The sequence below is a fragment of the Serinicoccus profundi genome (genome assembly GCF_008001015.1).
GTDB classification, from domain to species: domain Bacteria; phylum Actinomycetota; class Actinomycetes; order Actinomycetales; family Dermatophilaceae; genus Ornithinicoccus; species Ornithinicoccus profundi.
This window is the reverse complement of the sequence record NZ_CP042862.1, coordinates 3416471-3434854: the sequence shown is the minus strand read 5'-3', so window position 1 is coordinate 3434854 and position 18384 is coordinate 3416471. Positions and strand designations below refer to the sequence as shown.

The 18384-nt window shown below is 73.4% G+C and carries 17 protein-coding genes; 14 read left to right on the top strand and 3 right to left on the bottom strand.

Annotated elements, in window-relative coordinates; all coding sequences use genetic code 11:
* The first annotated feature begins 37 nt into the window (after positions 1-37).
* Genes FA582_RS16090 through FA582_RS16080 form a run of 4 tightly spaced genes read left to right on the top strand, consistent with a single transcriptional unit; the run spans position 38 to position 4480 of the window.
* The gene (locus FA582_RS16090) at positions 38-427 is read left to right on the top strand and encodes a hypothetical protein (RefSeq protein WP_010147241.1); all 390 of its coding nucleotides are present in this window, start codon (positions 38-40) and stop codon (positions 425-427) included.
* Positions 424-1032, top strand: coding sequence for a hypothetical protein (locus tag FA582_RS17320; RefSeq protein ID WP_238705454.1), 609 nt, complete (start codon positions 424-426; stop codon positions 1030-1032). Before FA582_RS16090 ends, FA582_RS17320 begins: the two co-directional genes overlap by 4 nt.
* A 50-nt stretch (positions 1033-1082) precedes the next feature.
* The gene (locus FA582_RS16085; protein WP_238705480.1) at positions 1083-3356 is read left to right on the top strand and encodes a glycosyltransferase family 2 protein; all 2274 of its coding nucleotides are present in this window, start codon (positions 1083-1085) and stop codon (positions 3354-3356) included.
* A complete protein-coding gene (locus FA582_RS16080; protein ID WP_010147239.1) occupies positions 3353-4480 on the top strand; it encodes an ATP-grasp fold amidoligase family protein in 1128 nt (375 codons plus the stop codon). The genes FA582_RS16085 and FA582_RS16080 overlap by 4 nt, the downstream gene beginning before the upstream one ends.
* A gap of 7 nt (positions 4481-4487) precedes the next feature.
* On the opposite strand, the gene FA582_RS16075 is transcribed toward FA582_RS16080, so the two are convergent.
* The 3 genes from FA582_RS16075 to FA582_RS16065 are packed head-to-tail and all read right to left on the bottom strand — an operon-like array spanning position 4488 to position 9921.
* Complete coding sequence (locus FA582_RS16075) at positions 4488-6629, bottom strand: acyltransferase family protein (RefSeq protein WP_010147238.1); 2142 nt, start codon at positions 6627-6629, stop codon at positions 4488-4490.
* Positions 6626-8713, bottom strand: coding sequence for an acyltransferase family protein (locus tag FA582_RS16070; RefSeq protein ID WP_010147237.1), 2088 nt, complete (start codon positions 8711-8713; stop codon positions 6626-6628). The genes FA582_RS16075 and FA582_RS16070 overlap by 4 nt, the downstream gene beginning before the upstream one ends.
* A 41-nt stretch (positions 8714-8754) precedes the next feature.
* On the bottom strand, positions 8755-9921 hold the full coding sequence (locus FA582_RS16065; protein WP_010147236.1) for a nucleotide sugar dehydrogenase: 1167 nt from the start codon (positions 9919-9921) through the stop codon (positions 8755-8757).
* Between the two features lie 296 nt (positions 9922-10217).
* Between FA582_RS16065 and rpsF the strand changes: the two genes are divergently transcribed.
* From rpsF to mnhG, 10 genes are all read left to right on the top strand, one after another.
* A complete protein-coding gene (rpsF, locus tag FA582_RS16060) occupies positions 10218-10505 on the top strand; it encodes a 30S ribosomal protein S6 (RefSeq protein ID WP_010147235.1) in 288 nt (95 codons plus the stop codon).
* 58 nt (positions 10506-10563) lie between these two features.
* Positions 10564-11184 (top strand): single-stranded DNA-binding protein, encoded by a 621-nt coding sequence (locus tag FA582_RS16055; RefSeq protein ID WP_010147234.1) that lies wholly within the window; start codon positions 10564-10566, stop codon positions 11182-11184.
* An 89-nt stretch (positions 11185-11273) separates the two neighbouring features.
* On the top strand, positions 11274-11510 hold the full coding sequence (gene rpsR, locus FA582_RS16050) for a 30S ribosomal protein S18 (RefSeq protein ID WP_010147233.1): 237 nt from the start codon (positions 11274-11276) through the stop codon (positions 11508-11510).
* 22 nt (positions 11511-11532) lie between these two features.
* Positions 11533-11985, top strand: a complete 453-nt coding sequence (gene rplI / locus FA582_RS16045) for a 50S ribosomal protein L9 (RefSeq protein WP_010147232.1) — start codon at positions 11533-11535, stop codon at positions 11983-11985.
* Positions 11986-12116: 131 nt separating this feature from the next.
* Positions 12117-15056, top strand: a complete 2940-nt coding sequence (locus FA582_RS16040; RefSeq protein ID WP_010147231.1) for a Na+/H+ antiporter subunit A — start codon at positions 12117-12119, stop codon at positions 15054-15056.
* Complete coding sequence (locus FA582_RS16035; RefSeq protein ID WP_010147230.1) at positions 15053-15541, top strand: Na(+)/H(+) antiporter subunit C; 489 nt, start codon at positions 15053-15055, stop codon at positions 15539-15541. Before FA582_RS16040 ends, FA582_RS16035 begins: the two co-directional genes overlap by 4 nt.
* Positions 15538-17091, top strand: coding sequence for a Na+/H+ antiporter subunit D (locus tag FA582_RS16030; protein ID WP_147899878.1), 1554 nt, complete (start codon positions 15538-15540; stop codon positions 17089-17091). Before FA582_RS16035 ends, FA582_RS16030 begins: the two co-directional genes overlap by 4 nt.
* On the top strand, positions 17088-17696 hold the full coding sequence (locus FA582_RS16025; protein ID WP_010147228.1) for a Na+/H+ antiporter subunit E: 609 nt from the start codon (positions 17088-17090) through the stop codon (positions 17694-17696). Before FA582_RS16030 ends, FA582_RS16025 begins: the two co-directional genes overlap by 4 nt.
* Positions 17693-17992, top strand: coding sequence for a monovalent cation/H+ antiporter complex subunit F (locus FA582_RS16020; protein ID WP_010147227.1), 300 nt, complete (start codon positions 17693-17695; stop codon positions 17990-17992). The genes FA582_RS16025 and FA582_RS16020 overlap by 4 nt, the downstream gene beginning before the upstream one ends.
* Positions 17989-18357: a monovalent cation/H(+) antiporter subunit G gene (gene mnhG / locus FA582_RS16015; protein ID WP_010147226.1), complete on the top strand. Its 369-nt coding sequence runs from the start codon at positions 17989-17991 to the stop codon at positions 18355-18357. Before FA582_RS16020 ends, mnhG begins: the two co-directional genes overlap by 4 nt.
* Positions 18358-18384: the final 27 nt, after the last annotated feature.

Genomic DNA, 18384 nt, shown 5'->3' with positions numbered 1-18384 from the left:
ACACCGACACCCCATCCCGTTCAGGAAGGTCTGCCGCGTGCCCGTTCGCCTCGTCCCCCTCCTCGGAAGTGCGGCCGGCCTCGTGCTGGCCCTTCTCCTGGTGCTGGGGGTGGCCCTGGACCAGCCGGTGCTCGCGGCCGCGGCCGGTGGCCTGCTGGGGGTGCTCGTCCTGGCCGTGCAGCTCGACTCCTGGCGACGGGTCCGCAGCCTGCGCAACTTCGTGCGCGACGAGATCCGCCGCTCGGCGGGCCCCGCGAGCGCCGAGCCGGCCCCGACGACGGCTGCCCCGGCGGCCTCCCAGGCCGACCTGCTCGGTGCCGTGCAGCTGCTGCAGGCGCAGTACACCGGCCGCCTGGACCGGATGCAGGTGGCCCTCGACGACGCGCTGGCCCGGCTGGACGTGCGGGCCGACCACGACGTGCGGTGAACGCCGGTCACCGCTCGACCACCCAGGGGGTCGCCGCCGACCACGCCCGCATCGCGGCGCGCCGCTCGCGGGCCCTGGTCGCGACCGCCCTGCGCACGCGCTCCGTCCACGCCCGCGAGGTCCTGGCGCAGGCCGCGTGGGGCGGGCACACCCCCCTCGACCTCGCCCGGTGGGCTGCCCGGCCGGTGGGGGCCGGGATCCCCGAGGGTGCCGACCCGGTCGGTGTCGCCGACCACGCACGGGTGCTGGCCGTCCAGACGGGCGACCCCGAGGACATCGCCGTCGCGCGCGGCCTGCTCGAGCAGCTGGCGGCCTCACCCCACTGGGGCGCCCTGCGCCGCGAGCACGTGGAGATGCTGGCCCAGCTGCGGGTGCTCGGCGGCGACCCCGGGGCGCGGTCGACCTCGTCGCGGACCGCCGCGTGCGACCGGGCGTGGCCTCCTCAGTGCGCGCCGACGCGCTGCACCCGCGGCTCGCCGCCGACGGCGGGACCGCGGGCCAGGGTGGCGAGTGGGCCGCCGCCTTCTCCGCCGCCCTGGGCAGCGGGCGCCTGGCCGCCTTCCGCGAGCCCGAGGACGGCGCGGCCCCCCACCTCGACACCCTGAGCACGCGGGCCGTCGAGCCGGTGAAGGGCTCGGGGCTGGTCACCGTGCTCATGAGCAGCTACCGCCCGGGCCCACCGCTGCTCACCGCTGTCCGGTCGGTGCTCGCCCAGACCTGGACCGATCTGGAGCTCCTCGTGGTCGACGACGCCTCGGCCCAGGAGGAGACCGAGGCCCTGCTGGCCGAGGCGCACGCCCTCGACCCGCGGGTGCGGGTGATCCGCAAGGCGGTCAACGGCGGGACCTACCGCGCCCGCAACACGGCGCTGCGGCTGGCTCGCGGCGACTACGTCGTCGTGGTGGACTCCGACGACTGGTGGCACCCGCAGACCCTGGAGACCTGCCTGCGCCCGCTGCTCGCCGACCCGACGCTGATGGCGACCCGCGCCCAGGGGGTGCGGGTCAGCCCCGACCTCGTCCTCACCCGACCGGGCTACCTCCCACGCTTCGCCTCCGCCGCCACCGTGCTCTTCCGCAGGCAGCCGGTGATGAACCGGATCGGCTTCTTCGACCCCACCCGCAAGGGCGCGGACACCGAGTTCACCCGCCGGCTGGAGGCCGCCTTCGGCCCGGTCGTGCGCGACATCGAGGAGACGACGACGATCCTGCGCGGCGGGGCGGCGACCCTGTCCTCCGAGGAGTTCGCGAACGGGTACCGGCACCCGGCGCGGCAGCAGTACAAGGCGCTCTACACCCCCTGGCACGAGGGCGTCCGCGCGGGCGAGGAGACGGCATACCTCGACCCCGAAGCGCCCCGACGCCTCCCCGAGCCGCGGCGGTGGAGCCGGCCGACGCACCCGCTGCTCGACGCCCGACCCGACCGGTTCGACCTCGTCGTCGCGGGCGACTGGCGCAAGTTCGGCGGCCCCCAGCGTTCGATGATGGAGGAGATCCGGGCCGCGACCGAGGCCGGCCTCCGGGTCGGGGTGATGCACCTCGAGGCGCTGCGCTTCATGTCCGCCCAGGACCAGCCGCTCGCCGGCCAGTTCACCGATCTCGTGCGCTCCGGCGCCGTGACCTGGGTCCAGCCCGACGACGACGTCGACATCGACGTCCTCCTCGTGCGCTACCCACCGATCCTGCAGTACCCGCCCCGCCTGGCCCGGGTCGCGCGGGTCCGCCAGGTGCTCGTCATGGCCAACCAGGGTCCGCTGGAGCCGGACGGCAGCGACCAGAGGTATGTCGTGAGCGACGTCACCGAGCGCGCCCGCGAGCTCTTCGGGGCGCCGGTGACGTGGGTCCCGCAGAGCCCGACGATCCGCCGGGTCCTGCTCGAGCAGGACCCCGACGTGCCGCTCACCTCCTGGGACAACCCCGGTCTCATCGACGCCGACGCCTGGGCGGTGCGACCGACCGACCGCGCACCCGGGGCGGGCGGGACGCTCGTCGTGGGTCGGCACTCCCGTGACGACCGGATCAAGTTCCCGACCACGTGGGGCGAGCTGGAGACGGGCTACCGCTTCGGCGACGGTGTCGAGGTGCGGATGCTCGGCGGCGAGCAGACGGTGGAGCGGCTGCGCGCCACCGCCGGGGACCCTCCGCCGCCGCTGCCGGCCGGCTGGAGGGTCCTGCCCGCCACGCAGGACGACGTGCGCCCCTTCCTCGCCGACCTGGACGTCTACCTCTACCTCGACAACCCGGACGCGCACGAGGCCTTCGGCCGGACCCTGCTGGAGGCCGCGGCCAGCGGGGTGCTGACCATCGCCCACCCCAAGCATCGCCCCACCTTCGGCGACCTCCTCGACTACGCCGAGCCGGGCCGGGCGCAGGACCTCGTGGCGCGCTATGCCGCCGACCCGGTCGTCTACCGGGAACGGGTCGAGCGCACGCTCGCCCTCGTCCGCGAGCGCTACGGCCACCAGGGCTTCGTCGACCATCTGCGGCCGCACCTGTCCGACCCGGGGGCGCCCGGTGCGGCGCCGGGGGACGACGAGGAGCCCGCCGACTCACCGGTGCGCCTGCCGCTGCGCAGCGCGGGGGACGGCACCCGCGCCGACGCCCTCGTCGTCGAGCACGACGGCCTCACGGCGGGCGACCTGCGCTCCTGGTTGGCCCCCGCGCTCCCCGACCCGCGCGGACCCGGCTGGACCCCCGACGCCCTGCTCGGCAGCGCCCCGGCAGGGGTGCGTTCCGTGCGGGTCGAGCAGGGCGGACTGGTCCTGCTCGCCGAGCGGGCGGCCGGGCCGGACGACAGCCTCACTCACGACACCGGCACCACGCATGAGACCCGGCGGCTCTGGGGTGCCCCGCCACCGGGCTGGACCTGGCGCTCGCGGCCACGGCATACCGATCTCGCCCGCCGCTCCACCACCGAGGAGACACGATGACCCTTCGACAGCAGGTGATCGGCCGGATCCCGCCCCTGGCCCGACGGGACGAGGAGCTGCGGCGCCGTGCCCGCCAGATCCGCGACCTGCGCCGCGAGCAGGCGCAGGCCGAGCGCGACCTGGCCGAGGAGCGGGCCCGCGCGGAGCAGTTGGTGGACCCCAGCGAGTTCTCCGCCCGCCCCTCCTTCGCGCGCGACCTCGTCGCGTTGCGGCGGATCACGGTGCAGCTGCGCGAGCTCGACCCGCAGCGCCGGCACCCGCTGCGGCACGTGCCGTTCAAGCTGCGCAACTACGAGTTCGCCGCCAGCCACGGCATCCGCGTGCCCACCGTCCTCGCGGTCTGGGAGGACCCGACGCAGCTGGACCTGTCGGGGCTGCCGGAGGCGTTTGTGCTCAAGTCGGACGGCGGGGCGGGCAGTCACGGCGTGCTGCCCCTGCGCCGGGCCGGGGAGGGCTTCGAGCTCTTGGACGGCACCCGGCGGCTCACCGAGGAGGAGGTGCGCGAGCACTTCGTCAGCCGTGCCGCGGCCGCGCGGATCAGCGGCCCCTTCTTCGCCGAGGAGGCGCTGCGCCAGCCCGGCGGCGGGCCGATCCCGGACGACATCAAGATCTACGTGACGTATGGCCAGGTGCAGCAGGTGATGCTGCGGCGGATGGCGCGGCACGGCGACCTCAAGGCGGCGACCTACCGCTACCTGCGCGCCGACGGCAGCGACCTCGGCCCGGTCGGTCTCGGGCAGGCGCCCGGACCGGACATCCCCGTGTCCGACACGCTGACCGACCTCGTCGAGGTGGCCCGGCACGTGTCGCTGGCGCTGGGCCTGGCGTTCTGCCGGGTCGACCTCTTCGACACCGACGGGGGCGTCGTGCTGGGCGAGGTCACCCGCACGCCCGGCGGTCGGCAGCGCTACCGCGACGACCACGACGAGGCGATGGGGCTCGGCTGGGAGCTGGCGCAGAGCCGGCTCGAGCTCGACCTCATGGCCGGTCGGCCGCCGGGGCTGCTGCACGGCGAGCACCCGGCGCCGCGGCTCTACCCCGAGACGCACGTCTCCCGGTCCGCCGATCCTGGCACCTGGGCGCCCCGGGTCGTGCCCTGCTCCGCCTGGTGCGGGACGACCTGAGGTCGGATCAGGGCGCCGGGTCCTCCGGGAGGGTCCAGTCGATGTCCTCCAGCGGGGTGTCGACCACGCCCAGGCGGGCCAGCTCGTGGTGCAGCACCGGGGTGAGGCTGCGGACATAGGTCGCGGACAGGTGGCTGCCCTGCCGGTTGACGACAACCCCGCCGATGACCGGGGCGCACCCACCCAGCGCGTCCGGGGTCGGGCAGATCCAGGGCAAGAGCTCGACCAGCGGCGCGTCCAGGCGCTGCGCCACCTCGGTGAGCACCGCGGTGCCGGAGGCCGGGTCTGCCGCGCTCCAGCAGGGGGAGATGTCGTCGCGGTTGCGGTCCAGGCACTCGAAGCTGCTCACCCCCTCGGGCTCCCCCTGCGGGCGGGGGTATGGCGTGTCGGCGAGGAGCACCACCTCGGCGCCCTGCTCCGTAACGGGGCCGAGCAGGTCGACCATGGATCCGGCGAGATCGGCCGGGTAGCCCTGGCCCACCGAGGTGAGGACCAGGTCCGGCGCGGTCTCGGGCTGGCCGAGACGGTCGGCCAGGGTGGCGTTGTAGGCGTGGCACTCCGCCGAGCGGCCCTCGCCCACGAAGCCGCAGGCGGACTTGGTGTAGAAGCTCACCCGCCAGCCCTCCTGCAGGCCGATCGCGTGCAGGGCCGAGCTCCACTGCTCCATCTTGGAGTCGCCGACCACGGCGACGTCGGTCGTGCCCTCGGGGTCGCCGAAGGTGCATTCTTCCTGCGGCGGCAGCTCGGTGCCGCTCATGGGGACCTGACACCCCGCCCGGTAGGCCAGCGAGATGTCCTGGTCGGCCACCGCCGGGTCGGGCACGGCCTCATCGGTCCACCGCGTCAGAGCCTCGACGTCCTCGACCATGACCAGCTCCTCGGCACCCCGGCTCTCCTCGGTGACGAGCGTCACGGCGCCGACGCCCTCGGTCGGGGCCTGCGCGGTCTGCAGGCTCGGGGCGCTCAGCACCAGGGCGCCGGCCAGGCCCGCCGAGACGACCATCGCCGCAGCGCCGCCGAGCAGGGCCGGTCGGGGCGAGCGCGTCATGAGCGGGGAGTAGCGCAGCGGGTTCTCGACGAGGTGCAGCGTCAGCCACGACAGCAGCACCGCCCCGGCAGCCACGGTCAGCCGGAGGAGGAGGTCGGCGTCGGGGACCCGCTCGGCCAGGAGCCGCAGCATCGGCCAGTGCCAGAGGTAGAGGCCGTAGGACAGGGCGCCGACGAAGCGCAGCGGAGCCACCCCCAGCAGGCGGCCGACCGGCGACCCTCCGGGCGCGATCCCGGCCCCGATGACGGCGGCGGTCGCCAGCGTGGGGAGGGCGGCTGCGGTGCCCGGCCACGGGGTGGACCCGTCGACCGCGACGACGGTGAGCGCGATGCCGGCCACCCCCGCGCCGGCCAGCACGGTGCGGGCCACCCTCGGCAGCGTCTCCAGGCGCGAGGTGAGCAGCACGAGCAGCGCCCCCACCCCGAGCTGCCACACGCGGGTGGTGGTCGCGAAGTAGGCCTCGCCCGGCGAGGTGGCCGTCCGGGTCACCGACCACACGAAGCTGGCCAGCACGAGGGTCGAGAGCACGAGCGTGAGCATCGGGACCAGCCGCAGCCGGTAGCGCCGGACGAGCCAGAGCACGCCGATGATGAGCAACGGCCAGAGGACGTAGAACTGCTCCTCGACCGAGAGCGACCAGTAGTGCTGGACCAGCGAGGGGTCCTGGTCCTCGGCGAGGTAGTCCACCTCCCGCCACGCGAGGAGCCAGTTGACGACATACCCCGTCGCGGCCATGACCTCCGCGCCGAGGTCGGCGTGCCGGCCCCGGGGGAGCAGCAGCCAGCCCGCCACGGTCGTCACGACGAGCACCAGGGAGGCGGCCGGCAGGAGACGGCGGGCCCGGCGGGCGTAGAAGCGGGCCAAGGACACCCGCCCGTCGCGCCGGGCCTCCCGGACGAGCTGGCTGGTGATGAGGTAGCCGGAGATGACGAAGAAGACGTCGACCCCGGCGAAACCGCCGCCCGACCCGGGCACCCCGACGTGGTAGGCGAGGACCATGAGGACGGCGATGGCGCGCAGCCCCTCGATGTCGCCGCGCAGGGTCGGCCGGCCCGGGGCGCGGCCGGAGACGTCGACCCGGGGTGCGGTGGCGGCGGTCATCCGGGACTCTCCTGCTGCTCGGACGCCCGACCCGGCACGTCCTCCAGCGCGATGTCGCCCGCGCCCGCCTCGGTGAGGCCGAGGGAGCTGAGCTCGCGGTAGAGGAAGGGCGTGAGGGAACGGGCGTAGGTGTCGGTGACGTGGCTGCCCTGACGGTAGACCAGCTGGCCGCCGAGCGCGGCGGGGCAGGTGGTCTCCTCCGGGCAGATCCAGGGGTTGAGGTCGATGACCGGGGCGCCGGTGGCCTCGTGGACCAGCTGCAGGTGCGCGCGACCGTAGTTGTGCCGCGGGGGCCGTTCGCAGGCGAGGAGGTCCTCCGGGTGCTCGGCCGCGCACTCGTAGGCCTGGTGGTCAGGGTGGGTGTTGTCGTCGATGATGACGACGTCGATCCCGGCGTCGGTGAGGGTGCGCGCCCCCTCGACCATCCCCTCGCGCTCGGGGGCCTCGAAGCCGCCGGACCCGATGATGACCAGGTGCGGCGGGTCGGCCAGGAGCTGCCGCACCACCTCCCGCCCGAAGGCGTTGCAGTCCTCGTGCTCCGCGCCCGAGACCGTCGGCGAGCACGCGCTCTTGAGGTAGAAGACCAGCCGCCAGGACTCGTCCTGCGCGATCGCGTCGAAGGCGGAGGCGTACTGGCCCAGCTTGGAGTCGCCCCACAGCGCCACCTCGGTGCCCGAGTCGACGTCGCCGTAGACGCACGCGGGGTCGGGGACCGCGACGCCGTTCTGCACCTGGCACCCGTCGGCGTAGTAGACCGGCAGGTCCTGCCGGGCCAGCGAGGGGTCGGGCTGCACCGGAGCGACGCGGTCGTAGGTCCGCCGTGGACGGTCCACGAGCTCCCAGACCTGCGCCTCGGGGTCGGCCACGAGGGCCGCCGGCCCGAGGGTCGTCGTGGCCTCGAGGGTCGGGCGGGTGGCCCAGGCCAGGCCGGCGGTGCCGGAGAGCAGGGCCATCGCGGTGCCCGCGGCCAGCAGCGAGCGGGCCGGCCGCGCCGACAGCCGCCGGTCGAAGCGCACCGGGTCCTCCACGAGCACCCGCATCAGCCACGCGACGAGCACGGTGAGCGCCCCGACGAGCACGAGTCCCGCCGGGCCGAGAGCGCCGCGGGCCTCCTCGACGAGGACCAGCAGCGGCCAGTGCACGAGGTAGATGCTGTAGGACAGCCCCCCGAGCCAGACCATCGGCGGCAGCGACAGCAGGCGACCGGCGACGGTCGGGCGACCGGAGGTGCCGGCGGCGACGAGGAGCACCGAGCCCAGCACCGGAAGCAGGGCCGCCGTCCCCGGCCAGGGCGTCCCTGCGTCCACCAGCAGCACGGTGGCGAGCACCAGGGCCAGCCCGAGGGTGGCCGCGACCTGGGCGGCGACGAGGCCCAGGTCGCGCAACCGGGGGGCGGCGAAGGCCAGCAGCGCCCCCGCGCCCAGCTCCCACAGCCGGGTGGGGGTGACGAAGTATGCCGTGGCCGGGCTCTGCGCGGTGGCCGTCACCGACCAGAGGAGGGAGAGCACGGTGATCGCCCCGAGCATCCCCGCGAGCAGGGTGCGGGGCCGTGCTCCGGTGCGCGCCGCGAGCGCCAGGCCCACCACGACGAGCAGCGGCCAGAGGAGGTAGAACTGCTCCTCCACCGCGAGCGACCAGTAGTGCTGCAGCGGGGAGACCCCGGCACCCTCGGCGAGGTAGTCGACCGAGCGCGCGGCGAGCACCCAGTTGACGACATACAGCGTGGAGCCGAGCACGTCGGCCAGCAGGTCCGGCCGGCTGCTGGAGGGGAGCACGACCCACCCGGCCGCGAAGGTGAGCGCGATGACGACCAGGGCGGCGGGCAGCAGCCGACGCGCGCGCCGGGCCCAGAAGTCGCGCAGGGAGACCCGGCCCGTCCGCTCGATCTCCCGCAGCAGGATCCCGGTGATGAGGAAGCCGGAGATGACGAAGAAGACGTCGACCCCGGCGAAGCCGCCACCGAGGCCCGGCACCCGCAGGTGGTAGAGCAGGACCGCGAGGACCGCGACGGCGCGCAGCCCCTCGATGTCACGCCGACGGGTCCGCGCCGGGGCGGGGAGGGAGGCGTGGCCCGAGCGCGGCATAGCGCCCATGGTGCCAAACGGCGGGCCGAGGACCCAGCAGGTCAGTCCCGGCCGTAGAGGTCGCGGGTGTAGAGCTTGTCGCCGAACTCCCCGCTGTGGTCGTCGAGCCGGTTGGCGATGATGACGTCTGCGCTCTGCGTGAAGTCGTCGAGGTCGCGCAGCACCCGGCACCCCTGGAAGGTGTCGCGCTCGTAGGACGGCTCGTAGATGACGATCTCCACGCCCCTCGCCTGAAGCCTCGACATGACCCCCTGGACGCTGCTGGCCCGGAAGTTGTCGGACCCGGCCTTCATGATGAGCCGGTAGATCCCGACCCGGCGCGGGCGCCGGTCGAGGATGTCGGCGGCGATGAAGTCCATCCGCGTCGTGTTGGCGTCGACGACCGCGGTGATGAGGGTCTGCGGCACGGTGCCGTAGTTGGCGAGCAGCTGACGGGTGTCCTTGGGCAGGCAGTAGCCGCCGTAGCCGAAGCTCGGGTTGTTGTAGTGCGCGCCGATCCGCGGGTCGAGCCCGACGCCCTCGATGATCTGTCGGGTGTCCAGGCCGCGGGTGACGGCATACGTGTCGAGCTCGTTGAAGTAGGCCACCCGCATCGCGAGGTAGGTGTTGGCGAAGAGCTTGATCGCCTCGGCCTCGGTCGAGTGGGTGAGCAGCACGGGCACGTCGGTGTCGACGGCGCCCTCGAGGAGCAGGTCGGCGAACTCCTGGCCGCGCTCGCCGGTGTCGCCGACGATGACGCGCGAGGGGTGCAGGTTGTCGTGCAGCGCCCGCCCCTCCCGGAGGAACTCGGGGCTGAAGATGATCGGGGCGCCGGGGTAGGCCTCGCGCAGCTGCTCGGTGTAGCCCACCGGGATCGTGGACTTGATGACGATCGCCGCGTCGGGGTTGACCCGCCGGACGTCGGCCACGACCGACTCCACGCTGCGGGTGTCGAAGAAGTTGGTCTCGGTGTCGTAGTCGGTCGGTGTCGCGACCACGACCCACGCGGCGCCGGCATACGCCTCCTGCGGGTCGGTCGTCGCCCGCAGGGTGAGCTCCCGGGTGGCGAGGTAGTCGCTGATCTCCGGGTCGTGGATCGGGCTGCGGCGCGCGTTGATGAGGTCGACCTTGGCGGCGTCGATGTCCAGCGCGGACACCTCGTGGTGCTGGGCCAGGACGACGGCGAGCGAGAGCCCCACGTATCCGGTGCCGGCGATGGCGATCTTCATACCTCTCCTTGGTGTCGGTGGCGCCCAGTATGTCGTGGGGCAGGTGAGAGGAGCATGAGGCCGACCTCACCGGCTCCTGCGGGTCGTGCTGACGATTAGGCGCCTCCGCGCCGCGGCCGGTATCGTGGTCGGGTTCACCGCGATCCGTGGGGGTCCGGCACGCCGGGACCCTGTGGACAACGCCTGCGGCGGCCGTCTCGATGATGGCATGCTGGCAGCGATGCGGTGGACGTGTGAAGCCCTCCTGTCACGGAGAGACCGTGACCGCTACAGACCGAAGGAGGTGGGTCCTCACCATGCGTCAGTACGAACTCATGATCATCCTCGACCCCGAGACCGATGAGCGCACCCTCCAGCCCACGCTGGAGAAGATGCTCGCCGTCGTCGTCAAGGACGGTGGCTCCGTCGACGAGATCGACGTCATGGGCCGGCGCCGCCTGGCCTACGAGATCAAGAAGCAGCCCGAGGGCATCTACGCCGTGGTCACCATGACCGCGGAGCCCGCGACCGCGCAGGAGCTGGACCGCCAGCTCGGCCTCAACGAGACCGTCCTGCGGACCAAGCTGCTGCGCCGCGACGCCTGAGTCGCGCGCCGCATCCTCGCCCCCACCCGCCCGCTCGACACGCCAAGGAGCACCTGACATGGCCGGAGAGACTCCGATCACCGTCGTCGGCAACCTGACCGCCGACCCCGAGCTGCGCTTCACCCCCAGCGGTGCTGCCGTCGCGAACTTCACCGTGGCCTCCACGCCGCGGCAGTTCGACCGGCAGAGCAACGAGTTCAAGGACGGCGAGACGCTGTTCATGCGCTGCTCGGTGTGGCGCGAGGCGGCCGAGCACGTCTCGGAGTCGCTGCACCGCGGCGACCGCGTCATCGCCACCGGCCGACTGGTCTCCCGCTCCTGGCAGACCCAGGAGGGCGAGAACCGCACGGTCATGGAGATGCAGGTCGACGAGGTCGGTCCGTCCATGCGGTATGCCACCGCCCAGGTCACCAAGGCCCAGCGCGGCCAGGGTGGCGGAGGCGGCGGCGGCTGGCAGGGCGGCCAGGGTGGCCAGTCCGGCTACCAGGGCGGCCAGGGTGGCCAGTCGGGTCAGCCGGCCGGCGGCCAGCAGTCCGGCTCCGGCTCCCAGCAGGCGCCGGCCAACGACCCCTGGGCGACCGGCGGGGCGAGCAACACCCCCGGTGGCAACACCTCCGGCTCCTCCGGCGGAGGCTCGGGCTGGGGCGGCGCGCCGTCCTACGACGAGCCGCCGTTCTGAGCCGGTCCGCGCCACCACGCACCACACTGTTCAACCACCACCATCCCGAGCGATGAGCTCGGGCTCTCACGAAAGGGGAGAGCACCACGATGGCCAAGCCCGTCATGCGTAAGCCGAAGAAGAAGGCGAACCCGCTCAAGTCCGCGAAGATCGAGTCGATCGACTACAAGGACACCGCGCTGCTGCGCAAGTTCATCTCCGACCGGGGCAAGATCCGTGCCCGTCGGGTGACCGGTGTCTCCGTGCAGGAGCAGCGCCGCATCGCCAACGCCGTCAAGAACGCCCGCGAGATGGCGCTGCTGCCCTACAGCAGCTCCGCCCGCTGAGTCGGCCAAGGGAGCATCTGACATGAAGATCATCCTCACCCAGCCGGTCACCGGCCTCGGTGACGCCGGCGACGTCGTCGACGTCAAGGACGGCTACGCCCGCAACTTCCTGCTGCCCCGCAAGGTGGCCACGCCCTGGACCAAGGGCGGCCAGAAGCAGGTCGACTCGATCAAGGCGGCCCGCGACAAGCGCGCCGTCCGGAGCGCCGAGGACGCCGCCGCCGCCAAGGCCCGGCTCGAGAGCTCCGAGGTCACCGTGGAGGCGCGCGCCGGCTCCGGCGGTCGCCTCTTCGGTGCCGTCACCCCCGGTGAGATCGCCGAGGCGATCCGCGCCAGCGGTGGCCCCGAGGTCGACAAGCGCCGCATCGAGGTCCGCACCCCGATCCGCAGCCTCGGTGAGCACGCCGTGCACGTGCGTCTGCTCGACGACGTCGCGGCCGACGTCACCGTGAGCGTGGTCGCCAGCGCCGTCTGACCCACGGCTCCGGCACGGCTCAGGACGGCCCCGCACCCCTCGTGGGTGCGGGGCCGTCCGTGCGTCGTCAGGGCACCATCGCGCGGCCGGTAGACTTGCGGGACACGTCATACACCATAGGGGAGGTCAGCATGGTCCTGACCGTCCTCGGAGCGCACCTCCTCGCCGCCGTGCTGGCGCCGACGTTGGTGCGCCTGCTCGGTGGCCGCGCGTTCGCGGTGCTGGCGCTGCTCCCCGCGCTCACCGCCGCCGGCGCCGCGACCTTCCTCCTCGCCGATGCCCCGCCGCGCGTCGAGGAGCTCACCTGGGTCGCCGACCTGGGTCTGGCGCTGTCCTTCCGCCTCGACACCCTCGCGCTGCTCATGAGCCTGGTCGTGGCCGGGGTCGGGGCGCTGGTCCTGCTCTACTGCTGGCACTACCTCGACGTCAGCACGACGGCCGGGAGCCCCGGGCTGCTCGGGGGCGCGCTCGTCGGCTTCGCCGGGGCGATGCTCGGCCTGGTCACCACCGACGACCTCCTGCTGCTCTACGTCTTCTGGGAGATCACGACCGTCCTGTCCTACCTCCTGGTCGGCTACCTCACGACCAGCGCGGCGAGCACCCGGGCCGCCCGGCAGGCGCTGGTGGTCACCGCCGCCGGAGGCCTGAGCATGCTGGTCGGCATCGTGCTCCTCGGCGACGCGGCGGGCAGCTACCGGATCAGCGAGCTCGTCGCCGACCCGCCCACGACCTCCACATCCGTCGCCTGGGGTGTCGGGTTGCTCCTCGTCGGCGCGATCACCAAGTCCGCCCTCGTGCCCTTCCACTTCTGGCTGCCCGGCGCGATGGCCGCCCCCACCCCGGTGAGCGCCTACCTCCACGCCGCCGCCATGGTCAAGGCCGGTGTCTACCTCGTCGCGCGCTTCGCGCCGGGGTATGCCGACGTGCCGGTGTGGCAGGTCATGGTCCTCGTGCTCGGGGGGTTGACGATGCTGCTCGGCGGCGTCCGGGCGACCCGCCAGCTCGACCTCAAGCTGCTGCTCGCCTATGGCACGGTGAGCCAGCTGGGCATGCTCGTGCTGCTGCTCGGCTACGGCAGCGAGGCCACCGCGCTGGCCGGGCTGACCCTGCTGCTCGCGCACGCGCTCTTCAAGTCCTCGCTCTTCCTCACGACCGGGGCCATCGACCACGCCACCGGCACCCGCGACATCCGGCGGCTGCGCGGGGTGCGTCAGCAGGCGCCGTGGTTGGCGCTCGCGGGGGTGCTCGCCGCGATGTCGATGGCCGGGCTGCCGGTGCTGCTCGGCTTCGTCGGCAAGGAGGCTGCGGTCGCCGCCCTCCTGGAGCCCGCCGACGGGTGGTGGTCGCTGCAGGGCGCCACCGCGGTGGTCTTCGTGGCCGGGGCGGTGCTGACGATGGCCTACTCGCTGCGCTTCGTCTGGGGCGCCTTCACCGACGGCGCCCGGCCGCCGGAGCGGCCCGCCGGTCAGCCGGCCCCGGCGCAGGTGCCGGCCGACCATCCCTGGCACGCCCCCGGCCCGGTCCTCGTGGGGATCCCACTCACCCTGGCCCTCGCCGGACTCGCCCTCGGGGTGACCTCGCTGCCGCTGGAAGGGGTGCTGGAGCGGCATACCTCGACGGTGGGGCAGGTGGCCGGACCGAGCGTGCACCTCGGGCTCTGGCACGGGTGGTCGCCGGCGCTGTTCGTCTCGATCGGCGTCTGGGTGCTGGGCGGGCTCTGGTGGTGGCTGCAGGCCCGCCGCCCGGCCGAGGTGCCGATCCCGCTGCTGCCGTTCGACGCGGGGCGTACCTACCAGCTCATCATGCGGGGGCTGGACCGCACCGCCCTGGAGGCCACCGGCTTCATGTCCCGCGGCTCGCTGCCGGCCCTGCTCGGGACGATCTTCATCGTGCTCGTGCTGCTCCCGGGGACGGTCCTGCTGCTGGGCGCGCCCCCCTGGCCGACCGAGGTCAGGATCGCCGACAGCGCCGCGCAGGTCGCCGTGGCGGCCCTCGTCATCGCCGCGGCCGTCCTGGCCACCCGCGCCCGGCGCCGGCTGCGGGCGGTCTTCCTCGTCGGGGTGACCGGCTACGGCACGGCGATGCTCTTCCTGCTGCACGGGGCACCCGACCTTGCCCTGACCCAGATCCTCGTCGAGACGGTGTCGCTCGTCGTGCTCGTCCTCGTGCTGCGGCGCCTCTCGGGGCGTTTCCCCGACGACCCGAGCCGTCTGACCCGGCGGCTGCGCGCGACCCTCGGGGTGGCGGTGGGCGCCGTCGTCGGGCTGGGCGCCCTGGTGGCGACCTCGTCACGGGTGCACGACCCGGCCGGGATCGGGCTGCCCGAGCGGTCGGTCGACTACGGCGCGGGCAAGAACATCGTCAACGTCATCCTCGTCGACGTCCGCGCCTGGGACACCATGGGCGAGCTGTCGGTGGTCCTGGCCTGCGCCACGGGCGTGGCCAGCCTGGTGTGGCTGAGGGGCGAGGCGCTGGAGGGTGTCCGCGCGGGGCTGCGGACCGCCCGCGGTGCGCGCGCCGGGCTGCGCGCGCGACCGGTCGAGACCGACACCGGGTCGTTGCCGGTCAGCCGGTGGATCACCGTCGCCGACCGGCTGGGCCCTGAGCGCCGCTCGGTCATCCTCGAGATCGTCACCCGGCTCGTCTTCCACACGATCCTGCTGTGGTCGGTCTACCTGCTGCTCGCCGGGCACAACCAGCCCGGTGGCGGGTTCGCGGCCGGGATCATGGCCGGGCTGGCGCTGTGCCTGCGGTTCCTCGCCGGTCGGGGGTATGAGCTGCGCGCCGCGCTGCCCGTCATGCCCGCCGCGCTGCTCGGGACCGGGTTGTTCATCGCGGCCGGGTCGGCCGTCATCCCCATGCTGCTGGGGAGCGCCGCGCTGCGGACCTGGGACACCTACCTCACCATCCCGCTCATCGGCGAGGTCCACCTCGTGACCTCGCTGCTCTTCGACATCGGGGTCTATCTCGTGGTCATCGGCCTGATGCTGGACGTGCTGCGCAGCCTCGGGTCCGGCATCGACGCCCAGATCGCGCGCGAGCGTGAGCAGCTCGAGGAGGCGAGCCGATGACGCCGAACCTCACCCTCGTCCTGGTCGCCAGCGTGCTGGTCGGCGCCGGCGCCTACCTCTTCCTGTCGCGCTCGCTGGTCCGCGCGCTCATGGGCTTCCTGCTTATGGGCAACGGCGTCAACCTCGTCTTCATCATCGGCTCCGGTCCGGCCGGGTCGCCGCCGATCGTCGGGGCCGGCGACGGCGGGCCGATGGCCGACCCGGTGCCGCAGGCCCTGGTGCTCACCGCGATCGTCATCACCCTGGCGATGACCGCCTTCGTCCTGGCCCTGGCCCACCGTGGCTGGCAGCTCGCCCGGGACGACCTCGTCAGCGACGACACCGAGTCCGCCCGCATCCACGCGCGCGCCGAGGCCGACGACCTGGGGCCGGGTGCCGACCAGGCGCACGACGTCGAGGTGGACGACGACGGCGACGAAGCGGTCGCCGCCGACCATGGGCGCACCACGCAGGACGACGAGCCGCGCGGGGAGGGGTCGCCATGACCACGGCATACAGCTGGATGGTGCCGTTGCTCGTCGTGCTGCCCCTCATCGGCGCCGGGCTGACCCTCGCCGCCGCCGGACGCACGGCGGTGCAGCGCGCCGTGAGCCTCACCGCGCTGTCCGGCATGGCCGTGCTCGCGGCGGTGCTGCTGTGGGCGAGCGACACCCAGGGGCCGCAGGTCATGCTCGTCGGGGGGTGGACCGCGACCGAGGGCATCGTGCTCGTCGTCGACCGGCTCGCCGCCCTCATGGTCATCGTGTCGACCACGGTGACCCTGGCGGTGCTGACCTACTCGATCGGGCAGGGCGCCAGCAGCTTCGACGACGAGAGCGACGGGCACTCGCCGCTGCCGGTCTTCCACCCCTCGCTGCTGGTGCTGGCGGCGGGCGTGACGACGACCTTCATCTCCGGCGACCTGTTCCACCTCTACGTCGGCTTCGAGATGCTGCTGGCCGCGAGCTTCGTCTTGCTGACCCTGGGCGGCACGGTCGAGCGGGTACGCGCGGGCACGACCTACGTGCTGGTCTCGCTGCTCAGCTCGCTGATCTTCCTGGCCGCGATCGGCATGGTCTACGCCGCCACCGGGACGATCAACCTGGCGCTGCTCAGCGACCGGATGGGGGAGATCGCGCCCGGTACCGCGGCGCTGCTGCAGGTCATGCTGCTCATCGGCTTCGCGGTCAAGGCGGCGGTCTTCCCGATGTCCGGCTGGCTGCCCGACTCCTACCCCACCGCCCCCGCGCCGGTCACCGCGGTCTTCGCTGGGCTGCTCACCAAGGTCGGGGTCTACGCCATGATCCGGACCCAGACGTTGCTCTTCCCCGGGGGGCAGTTCTCCGACCTGCTGCTGGTGGCGGCGCTGCTGACGATGATCGTCGGCATCCTCGGCGCCATCGCGCAGGACGACATCAAGCGGATGCTCAGCTTCACCCTGGTGAGCCACATCGGCTTCCTCATCTTCGGCATCGCCCTGGGCAGCACGCACGGGCTGGCCGCGGCGATCTTCTACGTCATCCACCACATCACCGTGCAGACGACGCTCTTCCTCGTCGTCGGCCTGGTCGAGCGGGTCGGCGGCTCCTCGGACAGCACGCGGCTCGGGGACCTCGCGCGGATCTCGCCGGTGGTGGGGCTGCTCTTCTTCATCCCGGCCATGAACCTCGCGGGCATCCCGCCGTTCAGCGGCTTCCTCGGCAAGGTGGGGCTGGTGCAGGCGGGCGTCGCCGACGGGTCGTGGCTGGCGCTCGTGCTCGTCGCCGGGTCGGTGCTCACCTCGCTGCTCACGCTGTATGCCGTGGCCAAGGTCTGGGGGCGCGCCTTCTGGTCCGAGAACGCCAAGGGCATCACCGGGCGCGGGCCGGTGCGCGGCGGTCATCACGGGGCGCTCGGGGTGGGCGTGCTCGCGCCGACGACGGCGCTGGTCGGCGTGGGTCTGGCGCTGACGCTCGTGGCGGGTCCGTTGTTCGACGTCGCCACCCGGGCCGCGGTCGACCTCATGCTGCGCGAGCCCTACGTCGTGGCCGTGCTGGGGTCGGGGGTGACGCCGTGAGCGGGCGGGCGACGGGCCGCAGGCGTGGACGGCACAACGGGCGCGCGGCGCGCCGGCTGCCGGGGGTCTCGCCGTGGGCCCTGCTCTGGCTGACCGCCGTGTGGGTGCTGCTGTGGGGCTCGCTCAACCCGCTCAACCTGCTCGGCGGTGTCCTCGTCGGGCTGCTCGTGCTGCTGCTCTTCCCGTTGCCGCGGGTGGACCTACGCCTGCGGGTGCACCCGGTCGGCCTGCTGGTGCTCGTGGGGCGCTTCCTCTCCGACCTCGTGCGTGCCTCGGTCGAGGTGGCCTGGCTGGCGGTGCGGCCCGGGCCGGTGGCCCACGGCGTGGTCATGGACCTCGAGCTGGTCAGTGACGACGCCTTCCTGCAGACGTTGACCGCGGAGATGGTGTCGCTGGTGCCGGGCTCGGTCGTCATCGACCTGGAGCCGAGCACCGGGCTGCTCACCCTGCACGCGCTCGACGTGCGCACCCGGGCGGAGGCCGAGCGCGTGCGGCACAAGGTGCGGGCCCAGGAGGCCCGGATCCTGCGCGCTTTCCACCCCGACCCCGAGTCGCTGCTCGACCCGCGGCGGCGACGGCATACCCCCGAGGAGGTGGACGGATGAGCCTCGACCTCGTGGAGACGGTGCTGACCTGGATCATCGGCGCGCTGCTGGCGGTGTCGGCGGCGCTGACGCTGGTGCGGATCACGCGCGGGCCGAGCGTGCTGGACCGCGTCGTCGCGACCGACGTCCTCGTGTCGATCGTCGTGTGCGCGCTGGGGGCGTATGCCGCACTCACCGAGGCCTGGACGACGCTGCCGCTGCTCATCTCGCTCTCGCTCGTGGGCTTCCTCGGGTCGGTGGCCGTGGCGCGCTTCGTGGCGCGCGACACCGACGTGCCGCGGGAGGAGGAGCGATGAGTCTGGGTGACGCGCTCGATCTGGCCGGGTTGGTCTGCCTCATGCTCGGCGCCCTGCTGTGCCTGGCGGCGGCGATCGGCCTGCTGCGCTTCCCGGACCTGCTGACGCGCATGCACGCGGGCACCAAGCCGCAGGTGCTCGGCGTGCTCCTCGTGATCCTCGGCGTGGGGCTGCGCACCCGCAGCGGGCTGGACGTCGGGATGCTCGTGCTCATCGCGCTGTTCCAGCTGCTCACCATCCCGGCCGGGTCGCACATGGTCGGCCGCGCGGGCTTCCGCACCGGCCAGATCGCGCCCACGGAGGTGCACGTCGGTCGGCGGCGCGGCGATGCCGAGCACGGGGGCCCGGGCCCCACCGCGACCTGAGCACGCTCTTCTCGGTGGGACCAACCT